We start from the raw sequence: 24,929 nt of genomic DNA on the forward strand, positions 1-24,929 counted from the left end.
TGTTATACTATCTATGGCAAAAACTATCAACTATGAATCTATTGAAGGAGTGGGAGAAATTACCCACTCTTTGCTTTTATAAAACCATGGGGGTAAGGGCAATGAGCAAACATGTGGTTGCGTTAGTGGAAGAAATGGCAATGCCTGTGATTGAAAGCGAAGGCTATGAGCTTGTCGAAGTGGAATATGTAAAAGAAGGAAAGAACTGGTTCCTTAGAATATATATAGACAAGCCGGGCGGAGTCAACCTCGACGATTGCCAGAAGGTGAGCGAGTATGTAGGTGAAAAGCTCGACGAGGCGGACGTAATAAAAGAAAATTACTATCTGGAGGTCTCATCACCGGGACTCGACAGAAAACTCAAGAGGGAAAGGGATTTCGAAATATTCGCCGGAAGAGATGTGGAGCTAAGTCTCTACAAGCCTGTGGAAGGCGAAAAGCATTTTGAGGGAGAGCTTGTCGGGCTTTTCGAGGGTGACATAATAAAGATTAATTCAAACGGCAACATGCTTGAATTCAATAGAAAAGACGTGGCGGTTATCAAACTTGCCGTAAAGTTTTAAGGAGGAAATAATAATCATGAATGCTGAGTTCATACTGGCTCTGGAACAGATAGAAAAGGAAAAGGGCGTTGCCAAGGACATACTCATTGACACAATAGAAGCGGCTCTGGTTTCAGCTTACAAGAAAAACTTCGGTTCTTCCCAGAACGTGAGAATCAAAATCGATCGCGAGACAGGTGACATAAAGGTATTTTCCGAGAAAAATGTCGTTGACGTAATAGAAGACGCGCTTTTGGAGATTACAATAGAGGATGCAAAGGCCAAATACGGAGCTTCAATAGAAGTGGGAGACATAATAGAGGAAGAAGTGACTCCGAAGGATTTTGGAAGGATAGCCGCGCAGAATGCAAAGCAGGTAGTAGTACAGAGAATCAAAGAGGCTGAAAGAGACGTAATATTCAGCGAGTACACAAACAGAGAATCGGAGATAATTACAGGCACTGTGGCAAGGGTGTCAAAGGGCATAGTATATGTGTCGCTTGGAAAGACGGAAGGCGTACTGAACGCGACAGAGCAGATTCCAGGCGAAGAGTTCAATATAGGACAAAGAATAAAAGCGTATATAACTGAGGTCAAAAAGACAACAAAGGGACCTCAGATATTCCTATCAAGAAGCCATCCGGGAATTGTAAAGAGGCTTTTTGAGCTTGAAGTGCCAGAAATATACGAAGGCACAGTACAGATAAACTCTATAGCCAGGGAAGCCGGATCAAGAACAAAGATTGCAGTATCATCGGTGGACGAGAACGTAGATCCTGTAGGTTCTTGCGTTGGACCAAAAGGCGCCAGAGTCAAAACTGTGGTGGACGAGATAAACGGAGAAAAAATCGACATAATAAAGTACAGCGAAGACATGGCGGAGTACATTTCAAATTCGCTAAGCCCGTCGAAGGTTATATCGGTGGAAGTATGCGAAGCCGAGAAGAGCGCTAAGGTCATTGTGCCGGATTACCAGCTCTCACTTGCCATTGGCAAGGAAGGCCAGAACGCAAGGCTGGCGGCAAAGCTTACAAATTGGAAGATTGACATAAAAAGCGAAAGTCAGGCGGATGCAAGCTGTGATTCACAAGAGCAGGTTTTGCAGGGAGCCGAGCAGGAAAATGAAGTAGAAGCCAAACTCGAAGAAAACAATTAAGTCTGGAGGTGCTTTGATTTGAAAAAAAGGAAAACACCTTTAAGAAAGTGCGTGAGCTGTCAGGAAAGAAGCGACAAGAAGACTCTTCTTAGAATAGTAAGAACAAAGGAAGGCGAGGTTTTCCTCGATCATACCGGCAAGGCAAACGGAAGAGGAGCTTATATATGCAGTCTTGCGTGCCTGGAAGATGCCATAAAGAGGAAGTCGCTGTCAAGGGCGCTTAACGTCGAAATACCGGACGAAGTATATGATAAGCTCAGAGAGGAGCTAAGAAAATATGAAAAATAGTGTTCTTACGTTGCTTGGTTTTGCCGCAAAAAGCGGGAACCTGGTCACAGGGGAAGACGCCTTGATTAATGAAATCAGGAGAAATTCACTGCTGCTGCTTATAATAGCGCAGGATGCTTCCGAGAACACTAGAAAGAAGCTCTCAGACAAGGCTAAAAGCTACGGTGTAGATTTCTATATATGTTTTAGCAAGGACGAAATAAGCAGGGCTATAGGAAAAGAAAATAGAGCTGCTGTCGGAATAAAGAATGCAGAATTTCACAAGAGAATAATGGAATTATTAGGGGGTGAGCCTTATGTCAAGGACAAGGGTATATAAACTGGCACAGGAGCTGGGTATTTCAAGCAAGGAGCTCATTGAGAGGCTGGAGGAGTTGGATATAAAAGTGGCAAACCATATGAGCACCATAGAGGAAGATGAAGCTGAACTTATAATGGAACTGCTGGGAGACGAGAGCAAGTCTACGTCGGCGAAGACAGCAGGCGAGGGAGAATCAGCAAAAGAGCAAAACGAGTCTGAGGAAGAGCACATCGATCTGAAAAAACTGACTTTCAAGGGCGTGCTTTCGGTTGCGGAGCTTGCAAAGCTGCTTGGCAAGACGCCAGCAGAAATAATAACAGTGCTTTTCAAAAGAGGCATAATGGCCACTATCAACAACGAAGTGGACATAGACGTAGCCAATGAAATAGCATTTGAGTTCGGCTATGAAATCAGCATGGAAGAGGAAGAGGAAGTCAGCGATATAGATATTGAAGCCGACAAGGAAGAGGATCTTGTGTCAAGACCGCCTATAGTTACAGTAATGGGACACGTTGACCACGGTAAAACAAAGCTGCTTGACGCTATAAGAAATGCAAATGTGCAGGCTAAAGAAGCCGGCGGAATAACTCAGCACATAGGCGCATACACAGTCAAAATAGACGGCAAAAAAATAACTTTCCTGGACACTCCAGGCCACGAGGCTTTTACTTCGATGAGAGCAAGAGGAGCCCAGGTGACAGACATAGCCATACTCGTAGTTGCAGCTGACGACGGCGTTATGCCTCAGACTATAGAGGCTATAAACCACGCCAAGGCGGCCAATGTGCCAATTATTGTGGCGGTAAACAAGATGGACAAGCCTTCGGCAAATCCTGACAAGGTAAAGCAGGAGCTTGCAGACCAGGGACTTCTTGTAGAGGACTGGGGCGGAGAAGTTATATCTGTGCCAGTATCGGCCCTAAAGAATGAAAACATAGACACGCTGCTTGAGATGATACTGATTGTAGCTGAAATGGAAGAACTCAAGGCAAATCCAGACAGGAAGGCTGTCGGTACAGTCGTGGAAGGCGAGCTGGACAAGGGCAGAGGACCTGTAGCAACCGTAATAGTTCAAAATGGAACACTCAGAGTGGGTGACCCTGTGGTTGTTGGTTCGACATACGGTAAAATAAGAGCGATGATTGACGACAAGGGCAAGAATGTGAAAAAGGCTACACCTTCGATGCCGGTTGAGATACTGGGCATATCGGATGTTCCTAACGCTGGCGACCAGTTTGTAGTGGTGGGAAGCGACAAGATAGCAAGGAGCATAGCTGACAAGAGAAAGGCCAAGGCAAGGGAAGAAATGCTAAAGGCAGGCCAGAAGGTTTCTCTTGATGACTTCTTCAAGCAGATGCAGGAAGGGGCCGTAAAGGACCTTAATGTAATAATAAAGGCTGACGTTCAGGGCTCGGTTCAGGCCGTCAAACAGTCACTTGAAAAGCTCAGCAATGAAGAAGTTGCTGTAAGGGTAATACACGGCGGAGCAGGAGCAATAAACGAATCAGACGTGATGCTTGCCACAGCTTCAAATGCCATAATAATAGGATTCAATGTGAGGCCTGTTCCGGGAGCAAAATCTCTTGCCGAGAGGGAAAGCGTCGACGTAAGGACCTACAGAGTAATATATGATGCAATAGAGGACATAAAGGATGCAATGCACGGAATGCTTGAGCCTGAATTCGTGGAAGAAGAAACCGGAAAGGCTGAGATCAGGGATATTTTCAAGGTTTCCGGAATAGGAACTATAGCTGGCTGCTACGTCACAGACGGAAAGATACAGAGGAATTCCCAGATAAGACTAGTTAGAGACGGAATAGTAATACATGATGGCAAGCTGGCGTCGCTAAAGAGATTCAAGGACGATGTCAAAGAGGTTGCCTCTGGCTATGAGTGCGGAATGAGCATCGAAAACTTCAACGACCTCAAGCTTGGAGACGTGATAGAGGCTTATGTAATGAAGGAAGTTGCAAGGAAAAAATAGGTGATTCAGACCTTAGAAAGGAAACAAGGCCATGGGACAAATGAGATTAAAGAGAATTGGCGAGGAGATCAAAAAAATCATCAGCACAATGATCCAATCCGGTGAAATAAAAGATCCAAGAGTTTCGACTCTTACTAGCATTACAGAAGTCGATGTCACTGAGGATTTTAAATATGCATACGTTTATGTAAGCGTGCTTATGGGCGACAAGGAGGCTGCGCTCAAGGGCCTTAAGAGCGCGAGCGGTTTCATAAGAAAGGAAGTCGGCAGGGACATAAAGTTAAGATACACCCCCGAGATAGTCTTCAAGCTGGACGATTCGATTGAAAGAGGAATATACATGTCCAAACTAATCGACAAGCTAAAGGATGAAGAGGGCAACAATGATTAAGCTTATAGACAAGCTGCTCAATGGGGAGTGTTTCGTTGTAACTTCTCACTGCAATCCTGACGGCGACAGCATAGGCTCGATTACCGGACTATGCATGGCGCTGATGAAGCTCAAGAAAAAGGTATTTATAGCCATGGACGATGCTGTGCCTTCAAATCTTGAGTTTCTCATGAAGCCTTCTAAGGTTGCCGCTTTGGAAGGAGACATGTCAGGAGAGTACAGCCTAATCGCCCTCGACTGCGGCGATTACAAAAGGCTATGCTGCCGTGAGGACATTAAAACAGGAGCATCAAGCATTATAAACATAGACCATCATGTAAGCAATGACTGCTTCGGAGATGTCAACTATGTGGACAAAGAGGCGTCCTCGACTAGCGAGATAGTCTATTATATACTCAAGCAGATTTCGAAGGAAAAAAAACTCGATATTATAGATGCTGATATTGCCTCTAGCCTCTATACGGGGCTCATAACAGACACAGGGAATTTCATGTATTCGAATGCCGGTGCAGATAGCTTCAATATGGCATGTGAGATCATAAAAATTGGCATAGACAAGGACAGCATAGTCAAGAACCTCTTCCAGAACAATTCCTTCAGCAGGATGAAGCTCCTGGGGGATGCTCTAAATACGCTCTCGCTCCACGGCGACAATATTGCAACTATTGAGCTCACCCAGGAGATGTTCAGGAGGCATAACGTTGAATCAAACAGTACGGAAGGCATAATAAACTATGCAAGAGATATTGAAAATGTTGAAATTGCAGCGCTCTTCAAGGAAAAAGCTGAAAACGACATAAGAGTGAGCCTAAGGTCCAAAGAATATGCGGACGTGAACGTAATAGCCCAGAAGTTTGGCGGAGGAGGCCATGTCCGGGCTGCAGGCTGCACAATAGCTGACACAATAGAAAATGCAAAGCATTTAGTCCTATCGGAAATAAAGAAGGCTCTTAAGCGATAATATAAAGTGGTGATATATTGAACGGCATAGTTAACATATTAAAGCCAACAGGTATGACTTCGCATGATGTTGTAGGAATGCTTAGGAAAATAACAGGGATAAAGAAAATCGGCCATACAGGAACACTCGATCCCAATGCAGCAGGAGTTCTACCGGTCTGCATAGGCAGGGCTACAAGAATATGCGAGTTCATACAGGACAAGAAAAAAAAGTACAGGGCCGAGCTGACCCTCGGGATAAAGACAGACACATACGATTCCTTCGGAGCTGTTCTGGAGAGAATCTCTGATTTTGAAATGCCATCGGAAGATGATATTTTAAGGACTATAGAAAGCTTCAGAGGCGAGCAGCTTCAGCAGCCTCCCATATATTCGGCTCTCAAGGTCAACGGCAAAAAGCTGTACGAGTTGGCAAGAGCAGGCAAAAGTGATGTCGAGATAAAGTCCAGGAGGATATTCATTCACGACATCAAAGTGGTTAGAATTAAAGGAAACAGCGTGCTGTTTGATGTGGAATGCTCAAAGGGCACTTATATAAGAAGCATATGCAATGACATTGGCGATAAGCTTGGGCTGTGCGCTTACATGTCATTCCTGCTTAGAATGTCATCTGGCGAATTCAACCTAGAGAACTCATATACTCTGGAGGAATTTGAAGAGGCCTTAAGGCTTGACGGAGCCAGGGGAATTCTTTTGCCTACTGACTTTGCACTCAGAGAATACAAGCAAGTTGAAATATACGAGTCCGCAATGAAATCCTTTCTTAATGGAGCCTACGTGTATGGCAAGGGATTTGCAGCTGAGGATGACATAGAGGAAGGCGAGCTGGTAAGGGTTTATTCCCAGGGCATTTTCTACGGCATAGGCAGAGGCTGCCTTGAAGAAGACCAGCTTTGCATAAAATGCTATAAATTACTTGTGTAATTTGGAGATGGACTTATGGAGATATACAGCAGTTTGGACGAAATAACAATCAATGAAGACACGGTAGTCACCATAGGGAACTTCGACGGTGTTCACCTTGGGCATCAAAGCCTTATAAAAAAGGCAGTAGATGTTCAGGAAAAAAGAGGCCTTAAAAGCTTGCTGCTGACATTTGAAAATCACCCCAGCGATTTTTTGAAGGGTAAGCACGTAAGGTTTTTGACAATAAAACCTGAAAAGCTGAGGCTTATAGAGGATATGGGCATAAATATTTTTGTCAGTCTGCCATTCGATGAAAGGATTTCGGGCCTGGAGCCAGAAATGTTCATAAAGAATGTGCTTATTGAAAAGCTCAGAGCAAAGGCGGTAGTAGTCGGATATGACTTTCGCTTCGGCAAAAACAGGGCAGGCGACATACATAGGCTCGAGCGACTCTCCAAGGATTACGGCTACAGTCTGGATGTAATAGAGCCAATACTAAGGAACGGGCAAAAGATAAGCAGCTCGCTAATCAGAAGAATGCTCAGCGAAGGCAATGTAAAGGAAGCCGGCATTATGCTCGGGAGAGAATATGATGTGAGCGGGACAATAGTCCACGGCAGAAAACTCGGCAGACAGATAGGCTTCCCAACCATAAACATACATGCAGACGAAAGCGCTCTAATACCCAAGACGGGAGTTTATTACACAAAGGTCATAATGGACGGCAAAGAGTACTGTGGTGCTACGAACGTCGGCTACAATCCAACAATTGACGGCAGCAGGCTTTCCGTCGAAACTCATGTAATAGGCTTTTGCGGCGATGTCTATGGAAAGACTGCCAGAATAATTTTTCTGGACAGGCTTAGAAATGAAATCAAATTCAATTCAATAGAAGAGCTGAAAAAGCAGCTTCAAAACGACGTCCAAAATATTAAAAAACTATTTACTTGCAAAATTCAATATGGTACAATACAAAGTGGTAATTAACCTTTGCTAAGTATTCGAGTCACCAACGTATACTTGGCAAATGGGGATAAATTAATGGAGGTGCTGTAATAATGTTAGAAAAAGTTGCAAAGCAGAGCATAATCGAGCAGTTCAAGACTTGTGAAAATGACACTGGTTCTCCGGAGGTTCAAGTAGCAATACTTACTACAAGAATAAACCAGCTTAATGATCACCTTAAGACTCACAAGAAGGACCACCACTCAAGAAGAGGTCTTTTCAAGATGGTTGGTAAAAGAAGGAACCTGCTTAGATATCTTAAGGAGAAAGACCTTGTAAGATATCAGGAACTAATTAAAAAACTTGGTTTAAGAAAGTAGCAAGAGCGGGTTAAACCTGCTCTTTTTCTATAGTAGAAGGACAAGCAATATTAAGGCGTTGCTATTTCGGAAGGAGGTAGTTTATGTACAGGAGTTATGAAATGGATCTTGCAGGAAGAAAACTGACTGTTGAGATTGGCAAGGTGGCAGAGCAGGCGGATGGAAGCTGCCTGGTAAGATACGGGGATACGGTTGTCCTTGCAACTGTATGCGCTTCGGCTTCACCAAGGGAAGGTATAGACTTTTTCCCTCTGAGCGTCGATTATGAGGAAAAATCGTATGCCGTGGGTAAGATACCTGGAGGTTTCATAAAAAGAGAAGGAAGGCCGTCTGAGAGGGCTGTTTTGACTTCAAGACTTATAGACAGGCCTATAAGGCCGCTTTTCCCTAAGGGTTACAGGAACGAGGTTCAGGTTATTACAAAGGTGCTTTCTGTGGATCAGGATTGCAATCCTGACATAGTTGCGATGATAGGCTCGTCAATTGCCCTTTCAATATCGTCAGTTCCGTTTGCTGGACCAACAGGAGCGGTTTCGGTAGGACTTGTGGACGGACAGCTTGTAGTCAATCCAAGGCTTGACGAGAGGGATAGGAGCGCAATGTACCTTGTTGTTTCAGGCACCAGAGACGCCATAATGATGGTGGAAGCCGGAGCAGACGAGGTAAGCGAAGAGATAATGATAGAGGCCATAATGGAGGCGCACGAAGAGGTTAAGAATGTAGTTGGTTTCGTGGAGGATATAGCCGCCAAGGAAGGAAAGCCAAAGCAGGAATATGTAGTATTCGAAACCGATCCTGAAATAAAGGAAATGGTCAATGAATATGCAACAGAAAAAATGATTTCTGCTATAAGGACTGCCGACAAGCTTGAAAGAGTCGAAAACATGGACAAGGTGAAAGCCGAGACTATCGCTCATTTCGAGGAGAAATACGCCGAAGGCTTCGGCGAGATTGAAAAGGATGTGAAGGCTGCGCTCGACTCGCTTGTGAAAACGCAGGTAAGGACAATGATAGCCAAAGAGGGCATAAGGCCTGACAACAGGGGTCTTGAAGAGATAAGGCCTATATGGAGTGAGGTAAGCGTGCTTCCTAGGACTCACGGATCTGCGCTGTTCACAAGAGGACAGACTCAAGCGCTGACTATAGCTACTCTGGGAGCCCTCGGAGACGTTCAAATACTTGACGGGCTAGATGAAAAGGAAGAAAAAAGATATATGCACCACTACAACTTCCCTCCTTTCAGTACGGGAGAGGCAAGGTTTCTTAGAGGGCCTGGAAGAAGAGAAATAGGACACGGAGCGCTTGCAGAAAGGGCCCTGGAGCCTGTGTTGCCAAGCAAGGATGAATTCCCGTATGCTATAAGGCTTGTTTCAGAGATACTAAGCTCAAACGGCTCATCGTCAATGGCGAGCGTATGCGGAAGCACTCTTTCACTGCTCGATGCAGGAGTGCCTGTAAAGGACATGGTATCAGGCATAGCCATGGGACTTATCAAAGAGGATGACAGCATAGCCATACTCTCAGACATACAGGGCATGGAAGATTTCCTTGGAGATATGGATTTCAAGGTTGCAGGAACTAAAAAAGGTATAACTGCTATACAAATGGACATAAAGATACACGGTATCGACAGAAGCGTGCTTGAGAATGCACTGAGACAGGCAAAGGACGGCAGATTTTTCATACTTGGCAAGATGCAGGAAACAATGACAGCGCCAAGGCCTGAGCTTTCACCTTATGCGCCGAGAATAATACAGATGCTTATCGATACAGACAAGATAAGAGATGTAATAGGACCTGGGGGCAAGGTGATAACCAAGATAATAGAGGATACTGGTGTCAAGATTGATATCGAAAACGACGGCAGAGTATTCATAACAGCTGAAAATCTCGAGGCTGGAGACAAGGCAAAGGCTATAATAGAAAACATTGTAAAAGTGCCTGAAGTGGGCGAAATTTACACTGGCAAGGTTACAAGGCTCATGAAGTTCGGAGTATTTGTAGAGATACTGCCAGGCAAGGAAGGGCTTATACACATATCAAACATAGCGCATGAACGCATTGAAAAAGTTGAGGACGTGCTGAATGTTGGAGACATTGTACAGGTTAAGCTTATGGAGATAGATGAGCAGGGAAGAATAAACCTTTCAAGGAAAGCACTTTTAGAAAAATAAGCACATTTGTGCTTATTTTTTTGTTGTCACGCGCCGAATACAGCATAAATATTGATTATCAAAAACAGGTAACTTATAATGGTATAGAAGACTTTACTGTGATTGAACGGAGGAAACACGATATGAGCATAATAATTAAAAAATTCGGCGGAACATCGCTTGAAAGCATACAGAGGATGAGAAGAGTGGCGGACATAATACAAAGCTGTGTCGACAGGGGAGACCAGCTTGTAGTAGTAGTTTCCGCAATGGGAAGAAAAGGGGCACCCTACGCGACAGATACACTCATAGGACTGTGCAAGGACATAAGCGGCAGCGATATCAGCATCAGGGAGATGGACATGCTAATGTCCTGCGGTGAGATTATATCGGGAGCGCTCCTGGTTCATGTGCTAAGAGACTGCGGCATAAGCGCAGTGCTGCTAAACGGCGCGCAGGCGGGCATAGTAACAGACGACAAGTTTTCGAACGCCAGCGTCCTTGAAGTTGATCCAAAGAGGATTCAAAGTGAGCTGGAACACGGCAAGGTTGTAATAATCACAGGATTCCAGGGCGTGACCAGGGACGGCGAGGTTACAACTCTTGGAAGAGGCGGAAGCGACACCTCAGCTGTGGTGATAGGAAGCGCTCTGAATGCAGACGTAGTAGAGATATATACCGATGTAGAGGGAATAATGACGGCCGATCCTAAAATACAGCCGAATGCGCGCACAATAGAGAGCATAAATTATGATGAGGTATTCCAGATGGCCGAAACCGGAGCCAAGGTAATTCATCCGAGAGCTGTGGAGGTTGCTAAAAACAGCAATATAGTCCTGAAGATCAAAAACACGCTCAGCGAGGGCGAAGGCACTAGTGTCGGCTACAACAAGGGAAAGGATACTTACAATATGAGCAAGAAGCTTATAACTGCAGTTGCCAGCAAGGATAACGTTGCTCAAGTCATAGTTAATACAAGCGATATTGGTATTTTCTCCGAAATACTTGACGAGATAAAGGCCCAGGACATAAGCATAGACATGATCAACTTTTTCATGGTTCAAAAGGCGTTCACGGTAAACAGCGACGAGGTAAGCAAAATAGAGGAGACGCTCAAAAAACATAATGCAGAATATACAATTGCTACAGAGTGCTCCAAGGTTACGGTCATAGGAGACAGGATTACAGGCATACCAGGAGTTATGTCACGGATAGTGACAGCTCTGAGCGGGGCGGGAGTAGACATACTCCAGACTACGGACTCGCATATGACTATATCATGTCTTATAAAGACAGAAGACGTAAAAAAAGCTGTGAATTCACTGCATGATGAGTTCGCACTTTACATGTAGATGCCTTACGGGGTGAACGAATTGAAAAAAAACAGGAAAAGCCAGGAAAGAAAAAAAAGAGGCTCTAAAGAGGTTTCAGGCCGGAAAAAACACATGCGTCTTGTTGAAGGGTTGGCCCTCTCGTTTTTGGCAATGTTCATGCTGCTAAGCCTCGTGGGCATGGCAACCGGTGAAGTCGGAAACTGGACAAGGGTGCTGCTTGGAGGAGTGTTCTCTAGCTTTTCAATTGCCGTGCCGTTGCTGCTCATGTGGATAGCTGCCGGAAAGCTTTCTTCGAATATGGAAAGCATCAAATTCACAAGATACGGGCTTCATTACGTTTTTTTTGGCGGAGCTTTGCTCATATATTGTGTAATAAATTCCCATGGGAATGTTGTCAGCATAGACGGTATGGAGGATTTAAGGAAGGCGTTCGTCGCAGGAGAGAGCATGCAGGGCTACGGGCTTGCAGGGCTGGTTGTATCGGCCAGTGTTGTCAGGCTGTTGGGCAGCGACGGCAGCATGCTTATGGCTGTTTCCATGCTTTTGTTTTCTGTAGCATTCGGATTTGACGTGCCGCTGCTTAAAAAAGCAGCTGGGCTTGCAAAAGGGACTTTCTCATTCGCAGTCAAATCTGCAATGAAGCTATCGGCTGCTTCGGCGAAACGCAAAAAGACTGCTGCAAAACAAAAGAAGGAAGTTAAGGCGAGCGAAGCATTTGAGATTGTGGACTTCAAGATAGCGAATTCATCAGATGGCGACGAAGAAGCAATTGGGGCTGCTTCGAATCCCATAGGACAGCTTGAAGTTGAAGAAGCCGCAGAGAGCAAGAAAGGCCAGACTCAGGCTCGGGAGGAAGATGCAGGCATTGATGCATGCAATCAGCAGATTCAGGCCTGCTACAGCAACTACAAGGTGCCTTCGGTGGCTATGCTTTGCAAAAATGAAAGCAGGAGCTCGAGCGAGGATAAGGCGGAAATTAAGGATACAGTGAAGATGCTTGAAAAGACGCTTCAGGATTTTGGAGTAGATGCAAAGGTCAGCCAGGTGAGCATAGGCCCATCCATAACAAGGTATGAAATACAGCCAAAATCCGGAGTCAAGGTAAGCAAGATAGTAAACCTTTCAGACGACATAGCACTAAATCTTGCGGCGCAGAGCATAAGAATCGAAGCGCCGATACCCGGAAAGTCTGCGGTGGGAATAGAGGTGCCCAACAAATCAAGGGAGAGCGTTCTGCTTAGAGATATAGTTGAATCAGGCGCCTTCAAGTCTGCAAAATCGAAGCTCAGCTTTGCAATAGGCAAGGATATTTCCGGAGCTCCTGTTGTTGCAGACATAGCAAAGATGCCTCACATGCTTATTGCAGGAGCCACAGGCGCAGGAAAGAGCGTTTGCGTGAATTCGCTCATAATGAGCGTGCTTCTAAATGCAAGGCCCGACGAGGTCAAGTTCATAATGATAGATCCAAAGGTGGTGGAGCTAAGCGGCTACAATGGCATACCGCACCTGCTGATACCTGTAGTGACAGACACAAAGAAAGCGGCCATGGCACTTAATTGGGCTGTATCTGAGATGACAAGGCGATACGGCGTATTCGCCGAAAACAATGCAAGGGATATAGAAGGCTACAACCAGAAATCAGAAGAGAAGATGCCTCAGATTATAGTGATAATAGACGAGCTTGCCGATCTTATGATGGCAAGCCCCAAAGAAGTCGAGGATTCCATTTGCCGCCTTGCACAGATGGCGAGGGCCGCAGGCATGCACCTTGTGATAGCTACTCAAAGACCGTCTGTAGACGTCATAACTGGTCTTATTAAGGCCAATATACCATCGCGGATAGCATTTGCAGTATCGTCGGCCACTGATTCAAGGACTATAATTGATTCGGGCGGTGCCGAGAAGCTCCTTGGGAGAGGCGACATGCTGTTTTATCCGGTAGGACAAAGCAAGCCCACAAGAGTCCAGGGAGCATTTGTGGACGAAAGCGAAATCAAGAGTGTCGTGGAATTCGTAAAATGCCAGGATTTCAGAGAAGACTCGGAATCGGGCGCAGTCTCGCAGGAAATAGAAAGCATGGCCGCGTCAGACGAAGAATTCGAGGACGAGCTCATGTCAGAAGCCATAGAACTCGTAATATCATCAAATCAGGCGTCCGCCTCAATGCTTCAAAGAAGGCTCCGTGTAGGCTTCAACAGGGCGGCGCGGATGATAGAGGAAATGGAGAAAAAAGGCATAATTGGGCCCAGCGAGGGAAGCAGGCCAAGGAGAGTGCTCCGTGCAAGAGAGGACTAGGCATATTTGGAAGGTGGTTAATTTTGAAAAGCAAGATTATAGAAATAGAAGAGGCTCTCAGGCTTGATAATTGCATATTCATAGATGTAAGATCCCCTGGCGAGTATAATGACAACAGGATAATGAATGCGAGAAATCTCCCTCTTTTAGACGATGAAGAGAGAAAGATTGTCGGAACTCTCTACAAGAACGCCGGCAAGGAGAATGCAGTGGAGATGGGACTAGAGCTTGTATCACCAAAGCTATCAGAATACTATAAGCAGTTTGCCGATATAGCAAATGAATACGATAACGTAGTAGTATACTGCTCAAGAGGAGGCATGCGCAGCAAGTCTGTTGTAGAGCTTATGAACTCAACAGGCATGAGTGTCATGCAGCTGAAAGGCGGCTACAAGTCATACAGAAATTATGTCATTGAATATCTAAGCAGCGCTGCGCAGCGCAATAAGTTCATAGTGCTCCACGGCCTGACAGGTGTAGGTAAGACGGAGTTGCTTAAGCTGCTTCAGGAGGAGGGACTTTGCGTGCTGGATCTTGAGGAGCTTGCAAAAAACTGCGGCTCAGTTTTCGGCCACATATGCTATCTGGAAGATCCGCCTTCGCAGAAGCTGTTTGAGACGGCTATATTCGATGTAATATATAACTCAAGCGACAAGTATATTTTTACTGAAAGCGAAAGCAAGAGAGTGGGCAGCGTGATGCTGCCAAACGAAATCTACGAAATGATAGTGAGCCATGAGTCGCTTCACATACTGCTTGAGGCAAGCCCTGCGGACAGGACAAAGAGGCTTGTGGACCAGTATGTAAGACTGAGCCTCAAGGACGACGACAAGCTGATGGAATCCATCGGTTATCTTAGAAAGCGAATGGGCAACGAAAAGGTGGATTTTCTGCTCGAGTGCATAGAGGCAAAGGACTACAGCTCGGCAGTAGAAAAGCTAATCGAGGAATACTATGATCCGATGTACAACTATTCAATAGACAAGTACAAATACGACGCTTTCATAAACACTGACGACATTGACAGCGCGCTTAGAAGTCTTAGGGACTTCAGGGCGTCGCTATCTAATTCATAAGAAGGAGAAGATTATGTACAAAATTGCAATTGAATCGTTGGGATGTTCAAAAAACCTGAACGACTCGGAGATTATGGCCGGGATTCTGGAAAAAAACGGCTACATACTTACGGATAAGTTCGAAACAGCTGATATAATAGTAGTAAATACCTGCGGCTTCATTGAATCTGCCAAGGAAGAGTCTATTGACACTATACTTGAAATGGCGGATTACAAAAAAAGCGGATCGCTCAAATATCTCATAGTAACAGGCTGCATGGCCCAAAGGTACAGCGAGCAGCTGCTGGGCGAGATACCTGAAATTGACCTTGTTATGGGCACCACAAGCTTTCCTCAGATAGCACAGGCAATAGAAGGTCTCGACAGGCAAGGCAAAACAAGCATAATAGAAGACATAGACAAGGACATAGCTGAAAATCTGCCCAAGAAAAAGCTTACTCCAGATTATATGGCGTATGTGAAAATAGCAGAGGGCTGCGACAACAAATGCACATACTGCATAATCCCCAAGCTCAGGGGGAAATACAGGAGCAGAAGGCTCGAGGACATAGTGTCAGAGTCAGAAGAGCTTGCCAAGTCAGGAGTAAAAGAAATCATACTAATTGCGCAGGATACCTCGAGATACGGAACCGACATATACGGCAAAAAAACGCTCCCGGAGCTGCTTAGAAGACTTTCGAAAATTGAAGCCATCGAGTGGATAAGGGTACTCTACACATATCCCGAGGAGATAGACAATGAGCTCATAGACGCGGTAAAAAGCAGCAGCAAGATATGCAGCTACTTCGACATGCCTGTTCAGCACAGCAGCAACAGGATACTGAAGCTAATGAACAGAAAAACGACACGGGAGGACATGCTTGATAAAATCAGCATGATAAGAAAAGCCCTGCCGGATGCAGTGATAAGGACAACTCTCATAGTGGGCTTCCCTCAAGAAAGCAGCGAGGATTTCGAGGACCTCAAGGATTTTGTAAGAGAGGCAAAGTTCGACAGGCTCGGAGCGTTCACATACTCCAAGGAAGAGGGCACAGCGGCAGCCAATTTGAGCGGACAGGTTGACGAAGATGAAAAGCTTGCAAGAAGAGAGGAAATAATGCTGCTGCAGCAGGAAATCTCGCTTGAAAACAACATGAAAAGAGTTGGGGAGACCTGCAGGGCCTTGGTGGAGGAACAGCTCGAAGAGGGGCTGTATTCAGCAAGAAGCCAGAAGGAGGCGCCCGAAATAGACGGCCTTGTATATGTAAAGGCAAACCATGAGCTCCAGGTTGGAAGCATGGTCGATGTGAGAATAGTGCAGGCTACAGAATATGATGTCATGGGGGAAACGATATGAACTTGGCAAACAAGCTGACCATTTTCAGAATGGCCCTTGTACCGGTATTCATGATAATAATGCTGTCTGACTTTAGATACTCGATGTATATGGCCGCTGTTATTTTTGGCATAGCGTCGTTTACGGATTTTCTAGATGGTTATATAGCCAGAAAGTACAACATGATAACCAACTTCGGAAAGCTTATGGATCCTCTGGCTGACAAGGTGCTTGTATCGGCTGCACTCATAACCATGGTGGAGATTGGAATGCTCTCATCATGGATACCTGTAATAATAATATCCAGGGAGTTCACAATAAGCATAATAAGGGCCATAGCGGCATCCTCCGGAGTGGTAATAGCGGCCAGCCAGTGGGGGAAGGCAAAGACTATATCCCAGATTGCAGCCATACTCATGATGCTGCTTGGCGTTCCAGGAGGCATATATGTAATGTGGCTTGCAGCCATACTGACAGTATACTCGGGATACGACTATATAAAGCTGAACAAGGCAATAATAGGCTAGACCTGATAATCCCTCCTGAAATCCAGGGGGGATTTGTATTTTGTATAATAGCCAAGGAAGGCTTGACTCAAACGGGAGCATACGATATAATCAAATCAGAACGTTTGTTCTCATTGATTATAAAGAGGTGAATAAAATGGATGAAAAGAGAAAAGCTCTAGATAGTGCCATTGCTCAAATAGAAAAGGATTTTGGAAAAGGTTCCATAATGAAGCTGGGTGCGGATTCCAAGCTCAACGTGGAAGCCGTGCCTACAGGTTCACTTGGACTTGACATAGCTATAGGGATAGGCGGAGTGCCAAGAGGAAGGGTAGTGGAGATCTACGGTCCGGAATCTTCTGGTAAGACAACTGTTTCACTCCACATAATAGCTGAAGCCCAAAAAAAGGGAGGCATAACAGCGTTCATAGATGCGGAGCATGCTCTTGACCCAGTGTATGCAAGGAACCTTGGAGTGGATCTGGACAACCTTGTTATTTCCCAGCCAGACACGGGAGAACAGGCCCTTGAGATCACGGAGGCTCTTGTAAGAAGCGGAGCCATAGACGTAATAGTTGTGGACTCGGTAGCAGCACTAGTGCCTAGAGCCGAAATAGAGGGCGACATGGGCGATTCCCATATGGGCCTTCAGGCAAGACTTATGTCACAGGCGCTCAGGAAGCTGGCAGGCGCCATGAACAAATCAAACTGTTCGGCCATATTCATAAACCAGCTAAGGGAAAAAATAGGCGTGATGTTTGGAAATCCGGAGACAACTACCGGCGGAAGGGCGCTAAAGTTTTATTCTTCTGTAAGGCTTGACGTAAGAAGGATAGAGGCTATAAAGCAGGGCGACGAGGTTATAGGAAACAGGACGAGGGTCAAGGTAGTAAAGAATAAGGTAGCGCCGCCTTTCAAGCAGTGCGAGTTCGACATAATGTACGGAGAAGGCATATCCAAGATAGGCGAGATACTGGACATAGGTGCTGAAATAGACGTGGTAAACAAGTCGGGGTCATGGTACAGCTATAACGATGTAAAGCTTGGCCAAGGCAGAGAAAATTCCAAGAAATTCCTCATGGACAACAAGGAGATAGCCGACGAGATTGAACATGCAATAAGAGTCCATTTTGATCTGGAGAAAGACGAGCAGACGCCTGCGAAAGACAAGGAAACAAAAGACAAGAAGGCAGCTGAAATATCATAAAATTTCTTATGGAATACAGAACAAAGGACTGCGGAGCAATTACTATGCAGTCCTTTGTTCTGCCATATTCTGTATAACTTGACACTTTAATAAAAAAATTATACAATATGTTTAGCGTAAGCTGAATCAAAAGCTGTCAGCATAGGCTGTAACAGTGATTCTAACTTGATAATGAAACGTAACTTGGAAAAAAAGAAAGCAGGAGGTGGATAACATTAGCGTAATTGATTTAGTAGCAGCGGCTTTAGCTGGAACCGGAATAGGTGGCTTTGCAGGATATATAATGAGAAAGAATGTTGCCGAAAAGAAAATTGGCTCTGCAGAGGAAGTAGCTAAAAAGATAATTGAGGACTCTAAGCAGGAAGCTGTAACTATAAAAAAGGAAAAGCTTTTGGAGGCTAAAGAGGAGATTCACAGACAAAGAAGTGAAAGCGAAAGAGAAATCAAGGACAGAAGAAACGAGCTTCAGAGGTTCGAAAGAAGGATTATCCAAAAGGAAGAGACTCTTGACAAGAAGCTTGACAACGTAGAAAAGAAGGAAGATCAGCTTAAGAGCAAATTCAAGGATGTCCAGGACAAAGAGGCTGAGGTTGAGGCAGTAAAGCAGCAGCAGCTTGAAAAGCTGGAAAGTCTTTCGGGCCTTTCTTCTGATCAGGCAAGGGAGCTCATACTCACAAACGCAGAGAGAAAAACAAGACACGAGATGTCCATAATGATGAAGGACATAGAGCACCAGGCTAAGGACGAGGCTGACAAGAAGGCAAGAGAAATAATAACGCAGGCCATCCAAAGATGCGCAGCTGACCACGTGGCTGAGACGACAGTAACTGTTGTCAACCTTCCAAACGATGAAATGAAGGGAAGGATAATAGGAAGAGAGGGCAGAAACATACGTACTCTCGAAACCCTAACGGGCATAGATCTTATAATAGATGACACTCCTGAGGCAGTAATACTCTCAGGCTTCGACCCTATTAGAAGGGAAGTAGCAAGAATAGCTCTTGAAAAGCTTATAGTTGACGGAAGAATTCACCCTGCCAGGATAGAAGAAATGATAGAGAAGGCAAAAAGGGAAGTCGACGAGACTATAAAGGAAGAGGGCGAAAAGGCGACATTCGAAACAGGTGTCCACGGAGTGCACCCTGAGCTTATAAAGCTCATAGGAAGGCTGAAATACAGGACAAGCTACGGCCAAAACGCGCTCAAGCACGCCATAGAGGTTTCGCACCTAGCGGGCATAATGGCGTCAGAGCTTGGTGCAGACGTGAAGCTTGCCAAGAGAGCCGGACTTCTGCATGACATAGGCAAGGCTGTAGACCACGAAATAGAAGGAACACACGTAGAGATCGGAATGGATCTTCTAAGAAAGTACAGGGAATCCAAGGAAGTAATTCATGCCATGTCTACTCACCACGGCGACTATGAAGCTGAAAGTGTTGAAGCTGTGCTGGTGACAGCCGCAGATGCAGTATCAGCAGCAAGACCTGGAGCCAGAAGAGAAACGCTCGAGTCATATATAAAGAGATTAGAAAAGCTTGAGGAGATATGCGATTCATTCGAAGGAGTCGACAAGTCATTTGCAATACAGGCGGGCAGAGAGGTAAGAATAATAGTCAAGCCTGAGGTTGTTGCGGATGAGGAGATATATCTGATGGCTAAGGAAGTTACATCGAGAATCGAAAATGAACTGGAATATCCAGGTCAGATAAAGGTCAATGTAATAAGAGAGAGCAGGGCAATAGAATACGCAAAATAAATGCAAAGCAAAAGCAGCCGAAAAACCGGCTGCTTTTTTGTACGGTATTTATTGATTGTTTTAGAACTTAGAAAAAAACAAAAGTACGACTACGCCGAGTACTATTCTGTAATAGGCAAACAGCTTGAAGTCATGCTTTTTTATGTAGTTCATGAAAAAAGATATTACAGCCATTGCTATAAGGAAGGAAAAAAACACGCCCGAGAGAAGGGTTATCCACTCTCCGCCCGAAATGGATAGTCCATTTTTGAGCAGCGAAAAAGCTGTAGCTCCTGCCATCGTAGGTATTGCCAGAAAGAAAGAAAATTCGGCTGCAATCTCCCTGGATGTGCCTCGGAGCATCGCACCTATGATTGTGGATGCAGACCTGGAAGTGCCCGGAATCATGGCTATGCACTGTATCAGACCTATCAGGAAGGCATTCTTGTATGTAAGTTCACCGAAGCTGTTTATCTTGAAGCTGCCGGAGCGCTTTTCAAGAAGAAGTATGGCTATTCCTCCTATTATGAGCATTACAGCCACAGTAGTGGGGTTGAACAGCTTCTCCTCTATAAAGTCACCAAAGAGGAATCCCAGAACCATTGCGGGGATGAAGCCCACAATAACTTTTTTCCATATGTCAAGCGATGCATCGCGTTCAAGCTTGCTTTTTTTAGAACTGAAGGGATACAGCTTGTGCCAGTAGAGCACTATAACCGAGAGAATCGCTCCAAACTGGATTATGACATTGAAAGAGTTTGAAAAGGTGCCTGAAAACTGGACCCACTTGTTGACGAGTATCAGATGGCCTGTGCTGCTTATGGGCAGAAATTCTGTTACACCCTCAACGAGCGAAAGTATGAGTGATTTTAAAATATCGTGCATTGGAATCCTCCTTGCTGTTTTTTGCAACAACTACAGTATAGCAAAGGTGAAGCAGTAAAATCAACATAAAAAGGTCCCACCTCAGCCCATTTGGGTGCTTTTAACGAATAGCATGATGCGGTTGAAGGTATGAGGGTATTTCGAGTAAAAAAAGAAACTCGCGAAAATGCGAGCCTCAAGGTATTTTATAAATCACTATACTAGGAATTGCCTCCGGCAGTTCTTATGGCAGCCTGGTGGGCGGGATCCACTTTGCCGTTTACATGGAGCATGCTATTTTTGAAATGAAGGCAGAAATGCCCGTCGACTCCGTTGTTTTTGATCATGTCGTAGTTTATACCGCGCCCGTAGCCTGCGCTCCTGTTGGCTGTTATTGCCTTGTGCGGCTGCGCGTCAACACCGGCATGAGGCATGCCGTTCATGGACGCCGCTATTGCCTGTCCACCCGCAAATACGATTACAGGTCTTCTGCTCCAATTATACGAGCCGCCCCAGAGCTCTTTTATAATAGCAGCATCCTCGGGAGTCAGAGGTTCGATGTCGGCGTGATTTGTGCCGCCTTCTATGACAATTGTAAACACTTTTCCTGTGTTAAAGTCCTTCACCTTAAGTATGTCACTCTGTTTAATCAGCTTGCCGCGAACCTGGCTCCACCAGTCGAGGGCATTGCCGTATGTAGTATTCCTGATATACTCTTCTTCGGCATTAAGTGCTTGCAAGTGCTGATTGCTCTTGAATGTTGACACTTGCTTTACAAGAAGCGTTTCATAGTAGTTCTTAATCGGTATGCCGCTTTGTGATGCCAGGATAATGTTTGTACCTGGTTTGGCGTAGCCTGCCGTCACAAGCTTTTCATCTGAATCAGTCTGAGCGAATATAATCGAGGTTCCCATTATTGAAACTGTGAGAACAATCAGAAGTCTCAATGCTGCGGGTTTGCGTATGAATTTTAATGTTTTTATCATATAATCATTCCTTTCTGCTGCGCTTTGGCTATACCTAAGATTATACTGTTTTAAACATAAAAATCAATAAAAATTAAAATAAAATTATAAATAACGCACGGTGGAAGTGGCTGGATCCGGTAATTTCAACTGCTGTATGCTCGTTGTTTTTATTGAAAACAATTGACTAGGATCAAATATTTGCTTAATATTATTATATTAAGGAACATAAGCTGAGGAGAGAATGAAATAATGAAGAGGATATATCTGACAAGGCATGGACAGACAGAGTGGAATGTGCAAAAAAGATTCCAGGGGCACAAGGATTCGGCACTTACAGAAACGGGCGTAAGGCAGGCGCAATGGCTAAGGGATGCCATACAAAACACCCCAATAGACAAGGTGTACTCAAGTCCTCTGCCCAGGGCGTACACAACTGCCCGCATAATCACAGAGGGAAAGGGCATTGAAATAGAAAGCCGTGAAGGTCTCAAGGAGATGAACTTTGGAGTCTGGGAAGGCATGTCTGAAAGCGAGATAAAAGTAGGCAGTGCAGAGCAGCTGCATAACTTCTGGAACAGGCCGCACATGTTTGTGCCGTGTGGCGGAGAAAGCTATGAGGAAGCCAGCAGGCGTATCATCACGGAGTTCGACGGCATAGTTAAAAGCAGCAGCGGTTCAAATCTGCTAATGGTAGTACACGGAGTAGTGCTCAAGCTGATACTGCTCCATGCAGAAAACGGCAGCATGCAAGATCTGTGGCAGCCGCCATTTGTCCATCCTACAAGCCTTAGCGTTTTGGAATATGACGAGACGCAGAATTCATACAGAGTAATCAAAAAATCAGATATCTCACACTATAGAGAGTAAGTTGAGTGGACATTAAAGAGCCTGACGTATTGCAGGCTCTTTCTTTAATTTGGTTTAATTATATTCGATTTTGACCTAGAGGCTGAGCAGCTCAATGAACTTGTCTATCAGTGCCTTTGTTTTTTTGAGTGAATCGAGGGTGTCCCTGTCCTTTAGCTTGAAGTATCTTGTACCCTCATCTGTGATTCTGTAGAGTCTTGTGGAGCGATTCTTGGAAGAGGAGTCATCCTTCCACCAGCTCTTTATGAAGCCTTCTGATTCAAGCTTGTGGAGCGTGGTGTATATGGTGCTGTAGGATATAGGGAAAGGATATCCTTCAAAATGCTCTGTAAAGGCGTCGAATATCTGCTTACCGTATATTGATTTTCCAAGAGAAAGTTCCTTTAAAACATACATCCTGTAAAGCTCGGTCGTATTGAATACAGACCTTGGAGCAACAAGATGGTTTCGCTTATTCTTTTCCATAAAAAACACCTCCTAAGGAACTAACCTAAAACAATATTATCTTAAATGATATATCAATATTATATCACATACCTATCTAAAAATGCTCGCGGATTTCCGGAGGCTCTAGGGAGCCAAAATCTACGAATTTAGAGAAAAACATATAATTTAATTAATATTATCGTAAATGATATATAATTTTTAATTTTTTATTTTTCGTTAAATAATTATTCGAATTGAAATGATGTTTTCTTTCTAATAATATATAATAATGAGACACAAATTATGAAATTTAAACGCTTAAGAAAAATTGATGACAACAATAATATACTTGAGGAGTGATCCGCTTGATTCTTATGATAGACAACTACGACTCGTTTACGTACAACCTTGTACAATACCTGTCGAGCCTGAACGAGGAAGTAAAAGTTTATAGAAATGACGAAATAACAATAGAAATGATCGAGGAGCTAAATCCAGACATAATAGTAATATCTCCAGGGCCGTGCACCCCTGACGAAGCCGGCATATCCAAGCAGGCAGTTGAAAGCTTCAAGGGCAGGATCCCGGTGCTTGGAATATGCCTTGGACATCAGACAATAGGACGAGTTTTTGGTGGCAACATAGTAAAAGCCAGCGAGCCTGTTCACGGTAAAGTGCATGAGATATTCCACGATGGCAAGGGCGTATTTGAAGGTCTAAAGAACCCTCTCAAGGTAACTAGATACCATTCGTTAGTTGTGGAAAAAGAGACGCTTCCTGATTGCCTTGAGATAAGCGCTCAGACTAAGGACGGCGAGATAATGGGTTTAAGACACAAGGAGTATGATATTGAAGGCGTACAGTTCCACCCTGAAGCAATACTGACTGAAATGGGCCTTGAAATGCTGAGGAATTTCCTTGTGCATGCAAAACAAAGGAGGAAAAAATAAATGATAATAAAGGAACTAAAAACATCCCTTGGGAGCTTCGAAATATTCACTGTATTTAAGGACAGAAAAAACTCTTTTTTCCTCGACAGCGGCATGGATCACGAAAAGCTAGGCAGATACTCTTTTATAGGCTTTGATCCAATAGAGACAATCAAGAGCAAGAACGGCAAAGTCACAATAGAAACCGTTGGAGAGAAGAGAGAGCTCAACTCAAATCCATTCAAAGAGCTGGGCATTATTCTTGACAAGTACAAGACCAGCTATAGTTGCGACATCCCCTTTGCAGGAGGAGCGGTGGGATACCTTGGCTATGACCTTTGCCATCACGTTGAAAAGTTGCCGAGAACGGCAATAGACGATGTGAACATACCGGATATGTTTTTCGGAATATATGACGGAATCGTTGCAATTGATCATGTCGAGAAAAAGACGTATTTGGCTGCCCTTGGAATAATAAGTGATGCGCAGGAGGTCATAAGCGAAATAGAATCGGCCATTTCAGAGGCTGAAAAAAATGGGGTCTCAATAGAGATGCCTCAGGTTGAAGATAGTCCGGTAATAGAGAGCAACTTCACCAAGGAGGATTATTTAGAGGCGCTGCAGAAAGTTAAGGACTATATAAGGTCTGGAGACATATACCAGGTGAACATGACACAAAGGTTTCGCTGCAAAACGGAGCTTCAACCCTATGAGCTCTACACAAGGCTTAGGACAATAAACCCTGCCCCATTTGCGTGCTACATGGATTTTGACGAAGGCCATATACTCAGCAGCTCGCCCGAGCGGTTTATGCAGATAAGGGACAAAAAAGCGCAGACAAGGCCGATAAAGGGTACAAGGCCAAGAGGCGCCAACGCCGCCGAGGACGAATCGAACAGAAAGGAGCTTGAAAACAGCGAAAAGGACAAGTCGGAGCTCCTAATGATAGTTGACCTTGAGCGGAATGACCTTGGAAAGGTATGCAAGACGGGAAGCGTAAAAGTGACAGAGTTGTTTTGCATAGAGGAATATCCGACGGTATTCCACCTTGTATCTACAGTGGAAGGGGAGCTAAGAGACGATGTAGGCGCGCTAGAATGCATAGAGTCGTCATTCCCGGGAGGCTCTATAACAGGAGCTCCAAAGATAAGGGCAATGCAGGTAATCGACGAGCTGGAGCCCACCCAGCGCAACATATACACCGGCTCAATAGGGTATATAGGCTTTAACGACGATGCCGACTTCAACATAGTAATAAGGACGATACTTCAAAAGGGAGAAAATGCATATTTCCAGGCGGGCGGCGGCATAGTCTGGGATTCGGACAAGGAATTCGAATACGAGGAGACACTTCACAAGGCAAGAGCTCTTGTAAAAGCTCTTTGCGGCGGGGAGTAGCCC

24 protein-coding genes are annotated in these 24,929 nt (G+C 44.8%); 21 read left to right on the forward strand and 3 right to left on the reverse strand.

The window, feature by feature from the left end; all coding sequences use genetic code 11:
* The first annotated feature begins 101 nt into the window (after positions 1-101).
* The 18 genes from rimP (at position 102) to rny (ending at position 19,495) form a co-directional block, all read left to right on the forward strand.
* Complete coding sequence (rimP, locus tag GT589_RS03285) at positions 102-563, forward strand: ribosome maturation factor RimP (RefSeq protein ID WP_293395936.1); 462 nt, start codon at positions 102-104, stop codon at positions 561-563.
* A gap of 16 nt (positions 564-579) precedes the next feature.
* The gene (gene nusA, locus GT589_RS03290) at positions 580-1,698 is read left to right on the forward strand and encodes a transcription termination factor NusA (protein ID WP_293395939.1); all 1,119 of its coding nucleotides are present in this window, start codon (positions 580-582) and stop codon (positions 1,696-1,698) included.
* 18 nt (positions 1,699-1,716) lie between these two features.
* The gene (rnpM, locus tag GT589_RS03295; protein ID WP_293395942.1) at positions 1,717-1,986 is read left to right on the forward strand and encodes an RNase P modulator RnpM; all 270 of its coding nucleotides are present in this window, start codon (positions 1,717-1,719) and stop codon (positions 1,984-1,986) included.
* On the forward strand, positions 1,976-2,305 hold the full coding sequence (locus GT589_RS03300) for a L7Ae/L30e/S12e/Gadd45 family ribosomal protein (RefSeq protein ID WP_293395945.1): 330 nt from the start codon (positions 1,976-1,978) through the stop codon (positions 2,303-2,305). The genes rnpM and GT589_RS03300 overlap by 11 nt, the downstream gene beginning before the upstream one ends.
* On the forward strand, positions 2,283-4,271 hold the full coding sequence (gene infB, locus GT589_RS03305) for a translation initiation factor IF-2 (RefSeq protein WP_293395948.1): 1,989 nt from the start codon (positions 2,283-2,285) through the stop codon (positions 4,269-4,271). The genes GT589_RS03300 and infB overlap by 23 nt, the downstream gene beginning before the upstream one ends.
* Positions 4,272-4,302: 31 nt before the next feature.
* On the forward strand, positions 4,303-4,662 hold the full coding sequence (rbfA, locus tag GT589_RS03310; protein ID WP_293395951.1) for a 30S ribosome-binding factor RbfA: 360 nt from the start codon (positions 4,303-4,305) through the stop codon (positions 4,660-4,662).
* Positions 4,655-5,623 (forward strand): DHH family phosphoesterase, encoded by a 969-nt coding sequence (locus tag GT589_RS03315; RefSeq protein ID WP_293395954.1) that lies wholly within the window; start codon positions 4,655-4,657, stop codon positions 5,621-5,623. The genes rbfA and GT589_RS03315 overlap by 8 nt, the downstream gene beginning before the upstream one ends.
* 17 nt (positions 5,624-5,640) lie before the next feature.
* The gene (gene truB / locus GT589_RS03320) at positions 5,641-6,546 is read left to right on the forward strand and encodes a tRNA pseudouridine(55) synthase TruB (RefSeq protein WP_293395958.1); all 906 of its coding nucleotides are present in this window, start codon (positions 5,641-5,643) and stop codon (positions 6,544-6,546) included.
* A 15-nt stretch (positions 6,547-6,561) separates the two neighbouring features.
* Positions 6,562-7,515 (forward strand): bifunctional riboflavin kinase/FAD synthetase, encoded by a 954-nt coding sequence (locus GT589_RS03325; RefSeq protein WP_293395961.1) that lies wholly within the window; start codon positions 6,562-6,564, stop codon positions 7,513-7,515.
* Between the two features lie 71 nt (positions 7,516-7,586).
* Entirely contained in the window at positions 7,587-7,853 is a 267-nt protein-coding gene (rpsO, locus tag GT589_RS03330; protein ID WP_293395964.1) for a 30S ribosomal protein S15, read from the forward strand.
* An 83-nt stretch (positions 7,854-7,936) separates the two neighbouring features.
* A complete protein-coding gene (pnp, locus tag GT589_RS03335; protein WP_293395967.1) occupies positions 7,937-10,027 on the forward strand; it encodes a polyribonucleotide nucleotidyltransferase in 2,091 nt (696 codons plus the stop codon).
* A 122-nt stretch (positions 10,028-10,149) separates the two neighbouring features.
* On the forward strand, positions 10,150-11,358 hold the full coding sequence (gene dapG, locus GT589_RS03340; protein ID WP_293395970.1) for an aspartate kinase: 1,209 nt from the start codon (positions 10,150-10,152) through the stop codon (positions 11,356-11,358).
* Between the two features lie 12 nt (positions 11,359-11,370).
* Complete coding sequence (locus GT589_RS03345; protein ID WP_293395973.1) at positions 11,371-13,635, forward strand: FtsK/SpoIIIE family DNA translocase; 2,265 nt, start codon at positions 11,371-11,373, stop codon at positions 13,633-13,635.
* Between the two features lie 23 nt (positions 13,636-13,658).
* Positions 13,659-14,711, forward strand: a complete 1,053-nt coding sequence (mnmH, locus tag GT589_RS03350) for a tRNA 2-selenouridine(34) synthase MnmH (RefSeq protein ID WP_293395976.1) — start codon at positions 13,659-13,661, stop codon at positions 14,709-14,711.
* 13 nt (positions 14,712-14,724) lie between these two features.
* The gene (gene rimO / locus GT589_RS03355; protein ID WP_293395979.1) at positions 14,725-16,047 is read left to right on the forward strand and encodes a 30S ribosomal protein S12 methylthiotransferase RimO; all 1,323 of its coding nucleotides are present in this window, start codon (positions 14,725-14,727) and stop codon (positions 16,045-16,047) included.
* Entirely contained in the window at positions 16,044-16,553 is a 510-nt protein-coding gene (gene pgsA, locus GT589_RS03360) for a CDP-diacylglycerol--glycerol-3-phosphate 3-phosphatidyltransferase (protein WP_293395982.1), read from the forward strand. Before rimO ends, pgsA begins: the two co-directional genes overlap by 4 nt.
* Positions 16,554-16,689: 136 nt before the next feature.
* Positions 16,690-17,739: a recombinase RecA gene (recA, locus tag GT589_RS03365; RefSeq protein ID WP_293395985.1), complete on the forward strand. Its 1,050-nt coding sequence runs from the start codon at positions 16,690-16,692 to the stop codon at positions 17,737-17,739.
* 214 nt (positions 17,740-17,953) lie between these two features.
* Positions 17,954-19,495, forward strand: coding sequence for a ribonuclease Y (gene rny, locus GT589_RS03370; RefSeq protein ID WP_293396029.1), 1,542 nt, complete (start codon positions 17,954-17,956; stop codon positions 19,493-19,495).
* 60 nt (positions 19,496-19,555) lie between these two features.
* Here the strand turns inward: rny and GT589_RS03375 are convergent, their stop codons facing one another.
* The gene (locus GT589_RS03375) at positions 19,556-20,359 is read right to left on the reverse strand and encodes an undecaprenyl-diphosphate phosphatase (protein WP_293395988.1); all 804 of its coding nucleotides are present in this window, start codon (positions 20,357-20,359) and stop codon (positions 19,556-19,558) included.
* A 200-nt stretch (positions 20,360-20,559) separates the two neighbouring features.
* Complete coding sequence (locus GT589_RS03380; protein ID WP_293395991.1) at positions 20,560-21,324, reverse strand: hypothetical protein; 765 nt, start codon at positions 21,322-21,324, stop codon at positions 20,560-20,562.
* Positions 21,325-21,555: 231 nt separating this feature from the next.
* Between GT589_RS03380 and GT589_RS03385 the strand changes: the two genes are divergently transcribed.
* A complete protein-coding gene (locus tag GT589_RS03385; RefSeq protein ID WP_293395994.1) occupies positions 21,556-22,173 on the forward strand; it encodes a histidine phosphatase family protein in 618 nt (205 codons plus the stop codon).
* Between the two features lie 75 nt (positions 22,174-22,248).
* Here GT589_RS03385 and GT589_RS03390 read toward each other — a convergent pair whose 3' ends face one another.
* Positions 22,249-22,638 carry a PadR family transcriptional regulator gene (locus tag GT589_RS03390; protein WP_293395997.1) on the reverse strand — a complete coding sequence of 130 codons (390 nt, stop codon included), beginning with the start codon at positions 22,636-22,638 and terminating at the stop codon, positions 22,249-22,251.
* 326 nt (positions 22,639-22,964) lie between these two features.
* Here GT589_RS03390 and GT589_RS03395 point away from each other — a divergent pair, with 326 nt between their 5' ends.
* Positions 22,965-23,549 (forward strand): anthranilate synthase component II, encoded by a 585-nt coding sequence (locus tag GT589_RS03395; protein WP_293396000.1) that lies wholly within the window; start codon positions 22,965-22,967, stop codon positions 23,547-23,549.
* Positions 23,550-24,926 (forward strand): aminodeoxychorismate synthase component I, encoded by a 1,377-nt coding sequence (gene pabB / locus GT589_RS03400; protein ID WP_293396003.1) that lies wholly within the window; start codon positions 23,550-23,552, stop codon positions 24,924-24,926.
* The last annotated feature ends 3 nt before the right edge of the window (positions 24,927-24,929 follow it).

The organism is Peptoclostridium sp. (genome assembly GCF_009881055.1).
GTDB lineage: Bacteria > Bacillota > Clostridia > Peptostreptococcales > Peptostreptococcaceae > Peptoclostridium_A.

Excerpts from the sequence above, each read along its gene's own strand:
- rimP (WP_293395936.1), top strand. The coding sequence starts at position 102 with ATGAGCAAACATGTGGTTGCGTTAGTGGAAGAAATGGCAATGCCTGTG.
- nusA (WP_293395939.1), top strand. The coding sequence starts at position 580 with ATGAATGCTGAGTTCATACTGGCTCTGGAACAGATAGAAAAGGAAAAG.
- GT589_RS03300 (WP_293395945.1), top strand. The coding sequence starts at position 1,976 with ATGAAAAATAGTGTTCTTACGTTGCTTGGTTTTGCCGCAAAAAGCGGG.
- infB (WP_293395948.1), top strand. The coding sequence starts at position 2,283 with ATGTCAAGGACAAGGGTATATAAACTGGCACAGGAGCTGGGTATTTCA.
- rbfA (WP_293395951.1), top strand. The coding sequence starts at position 4,303 with ATGGGACAAATGAGATTAAAGAGAATTGGCGAGGAGATCAAAAAAATC.
- GT589_RS03315 (WP_293395954.1), top strand. The coding sequence starts at position 4,655 with ATGATTAAGCTTATAGACAAGCTGCTCAATGGGGAGTGTTTCGTTGTA.
- GT589_RS03325 (WP_293395961.1), top strand. The coding sequence starts at position 6,562 with ATGGAGATATACAGCAGTTTGGACGAAATAACAATCAATGAAGACACG.
- rpsO (WP_293395964.1), top strand. The coding sequence starts at position 7,587 with ATGTTAGAAAAAGTTGCAAAGCAGAGCATAATCGAGCAGTTCAAGACT.
- pnp (WP_293395967.1), top strand. The coding sequence starts at position 7,937 with ATGTACAGGAGTTATGAAATGGATCTTGCAGGAAGAAAACTGACTGTT.
- dapG (WP_293395970.1), top strand. The coding sequence starts at position 10,150 with ATGAGCATAATAATTAAAAAATTCGGCGGAACATCGCTTGAAAGCATA.
- rimO (WP_293395979.1), top strand. The coding sequence starts at position 14,725 with ATGTACAAAATTGCAATTGAATCGTTGGGATGTTCAAAAAACCTGAAC.
- pgsA (WP_293395982.1), top strand. The coding sequence starts at position 16,044 with ATGAACTTGGCAAACAAGCTGACCATTTTCAGAATGGCCCTTGTACCG.
- recA (WP_293395985.1), top strand. The coding sequence starts at position 16,690 with ATGGATGAAAAGAGAAAAGCTCTAGATAGTGCCATTGCTCAAATAGAA.
- GT589_RS03375 (WP_293395988.1), bottom strand. The coding sequence starts at position 20,359 with ATGCACGATATTTTAAAATCACTCATACTTTCGCTCGTTGAGGGTGTA.
- GT589_RS03380 (WP_293395991.1), bottom strand. The coding sequence starts at position 21,324 with ATGATAAAAACATTAAAATTCATACGCAAACCCGCAGCATTGAGACTT.
- GT589_RS03385 (WP_293395994.1), top strand. The coding sequence starts at position 21,556 with ATGAAGAGGATATATCTGACAAGGCATGGACAGACAGAGTGGAATGTG.
- GT589_RS03390 (WP_293395997.1), bottom strand. The coding sequence starts at position 22,638 with ATGGAAAAGAATAAGCGAAACCATCTTGTTGCTCCAAGGTCTGTATTC.
- pabB (WP_293396003.1), top strand. The coding sequence starts at position 23,550 with ATGATAATAAAGGAACTAAAAACATCCCTTGGGAGCTTCGAAATATTC.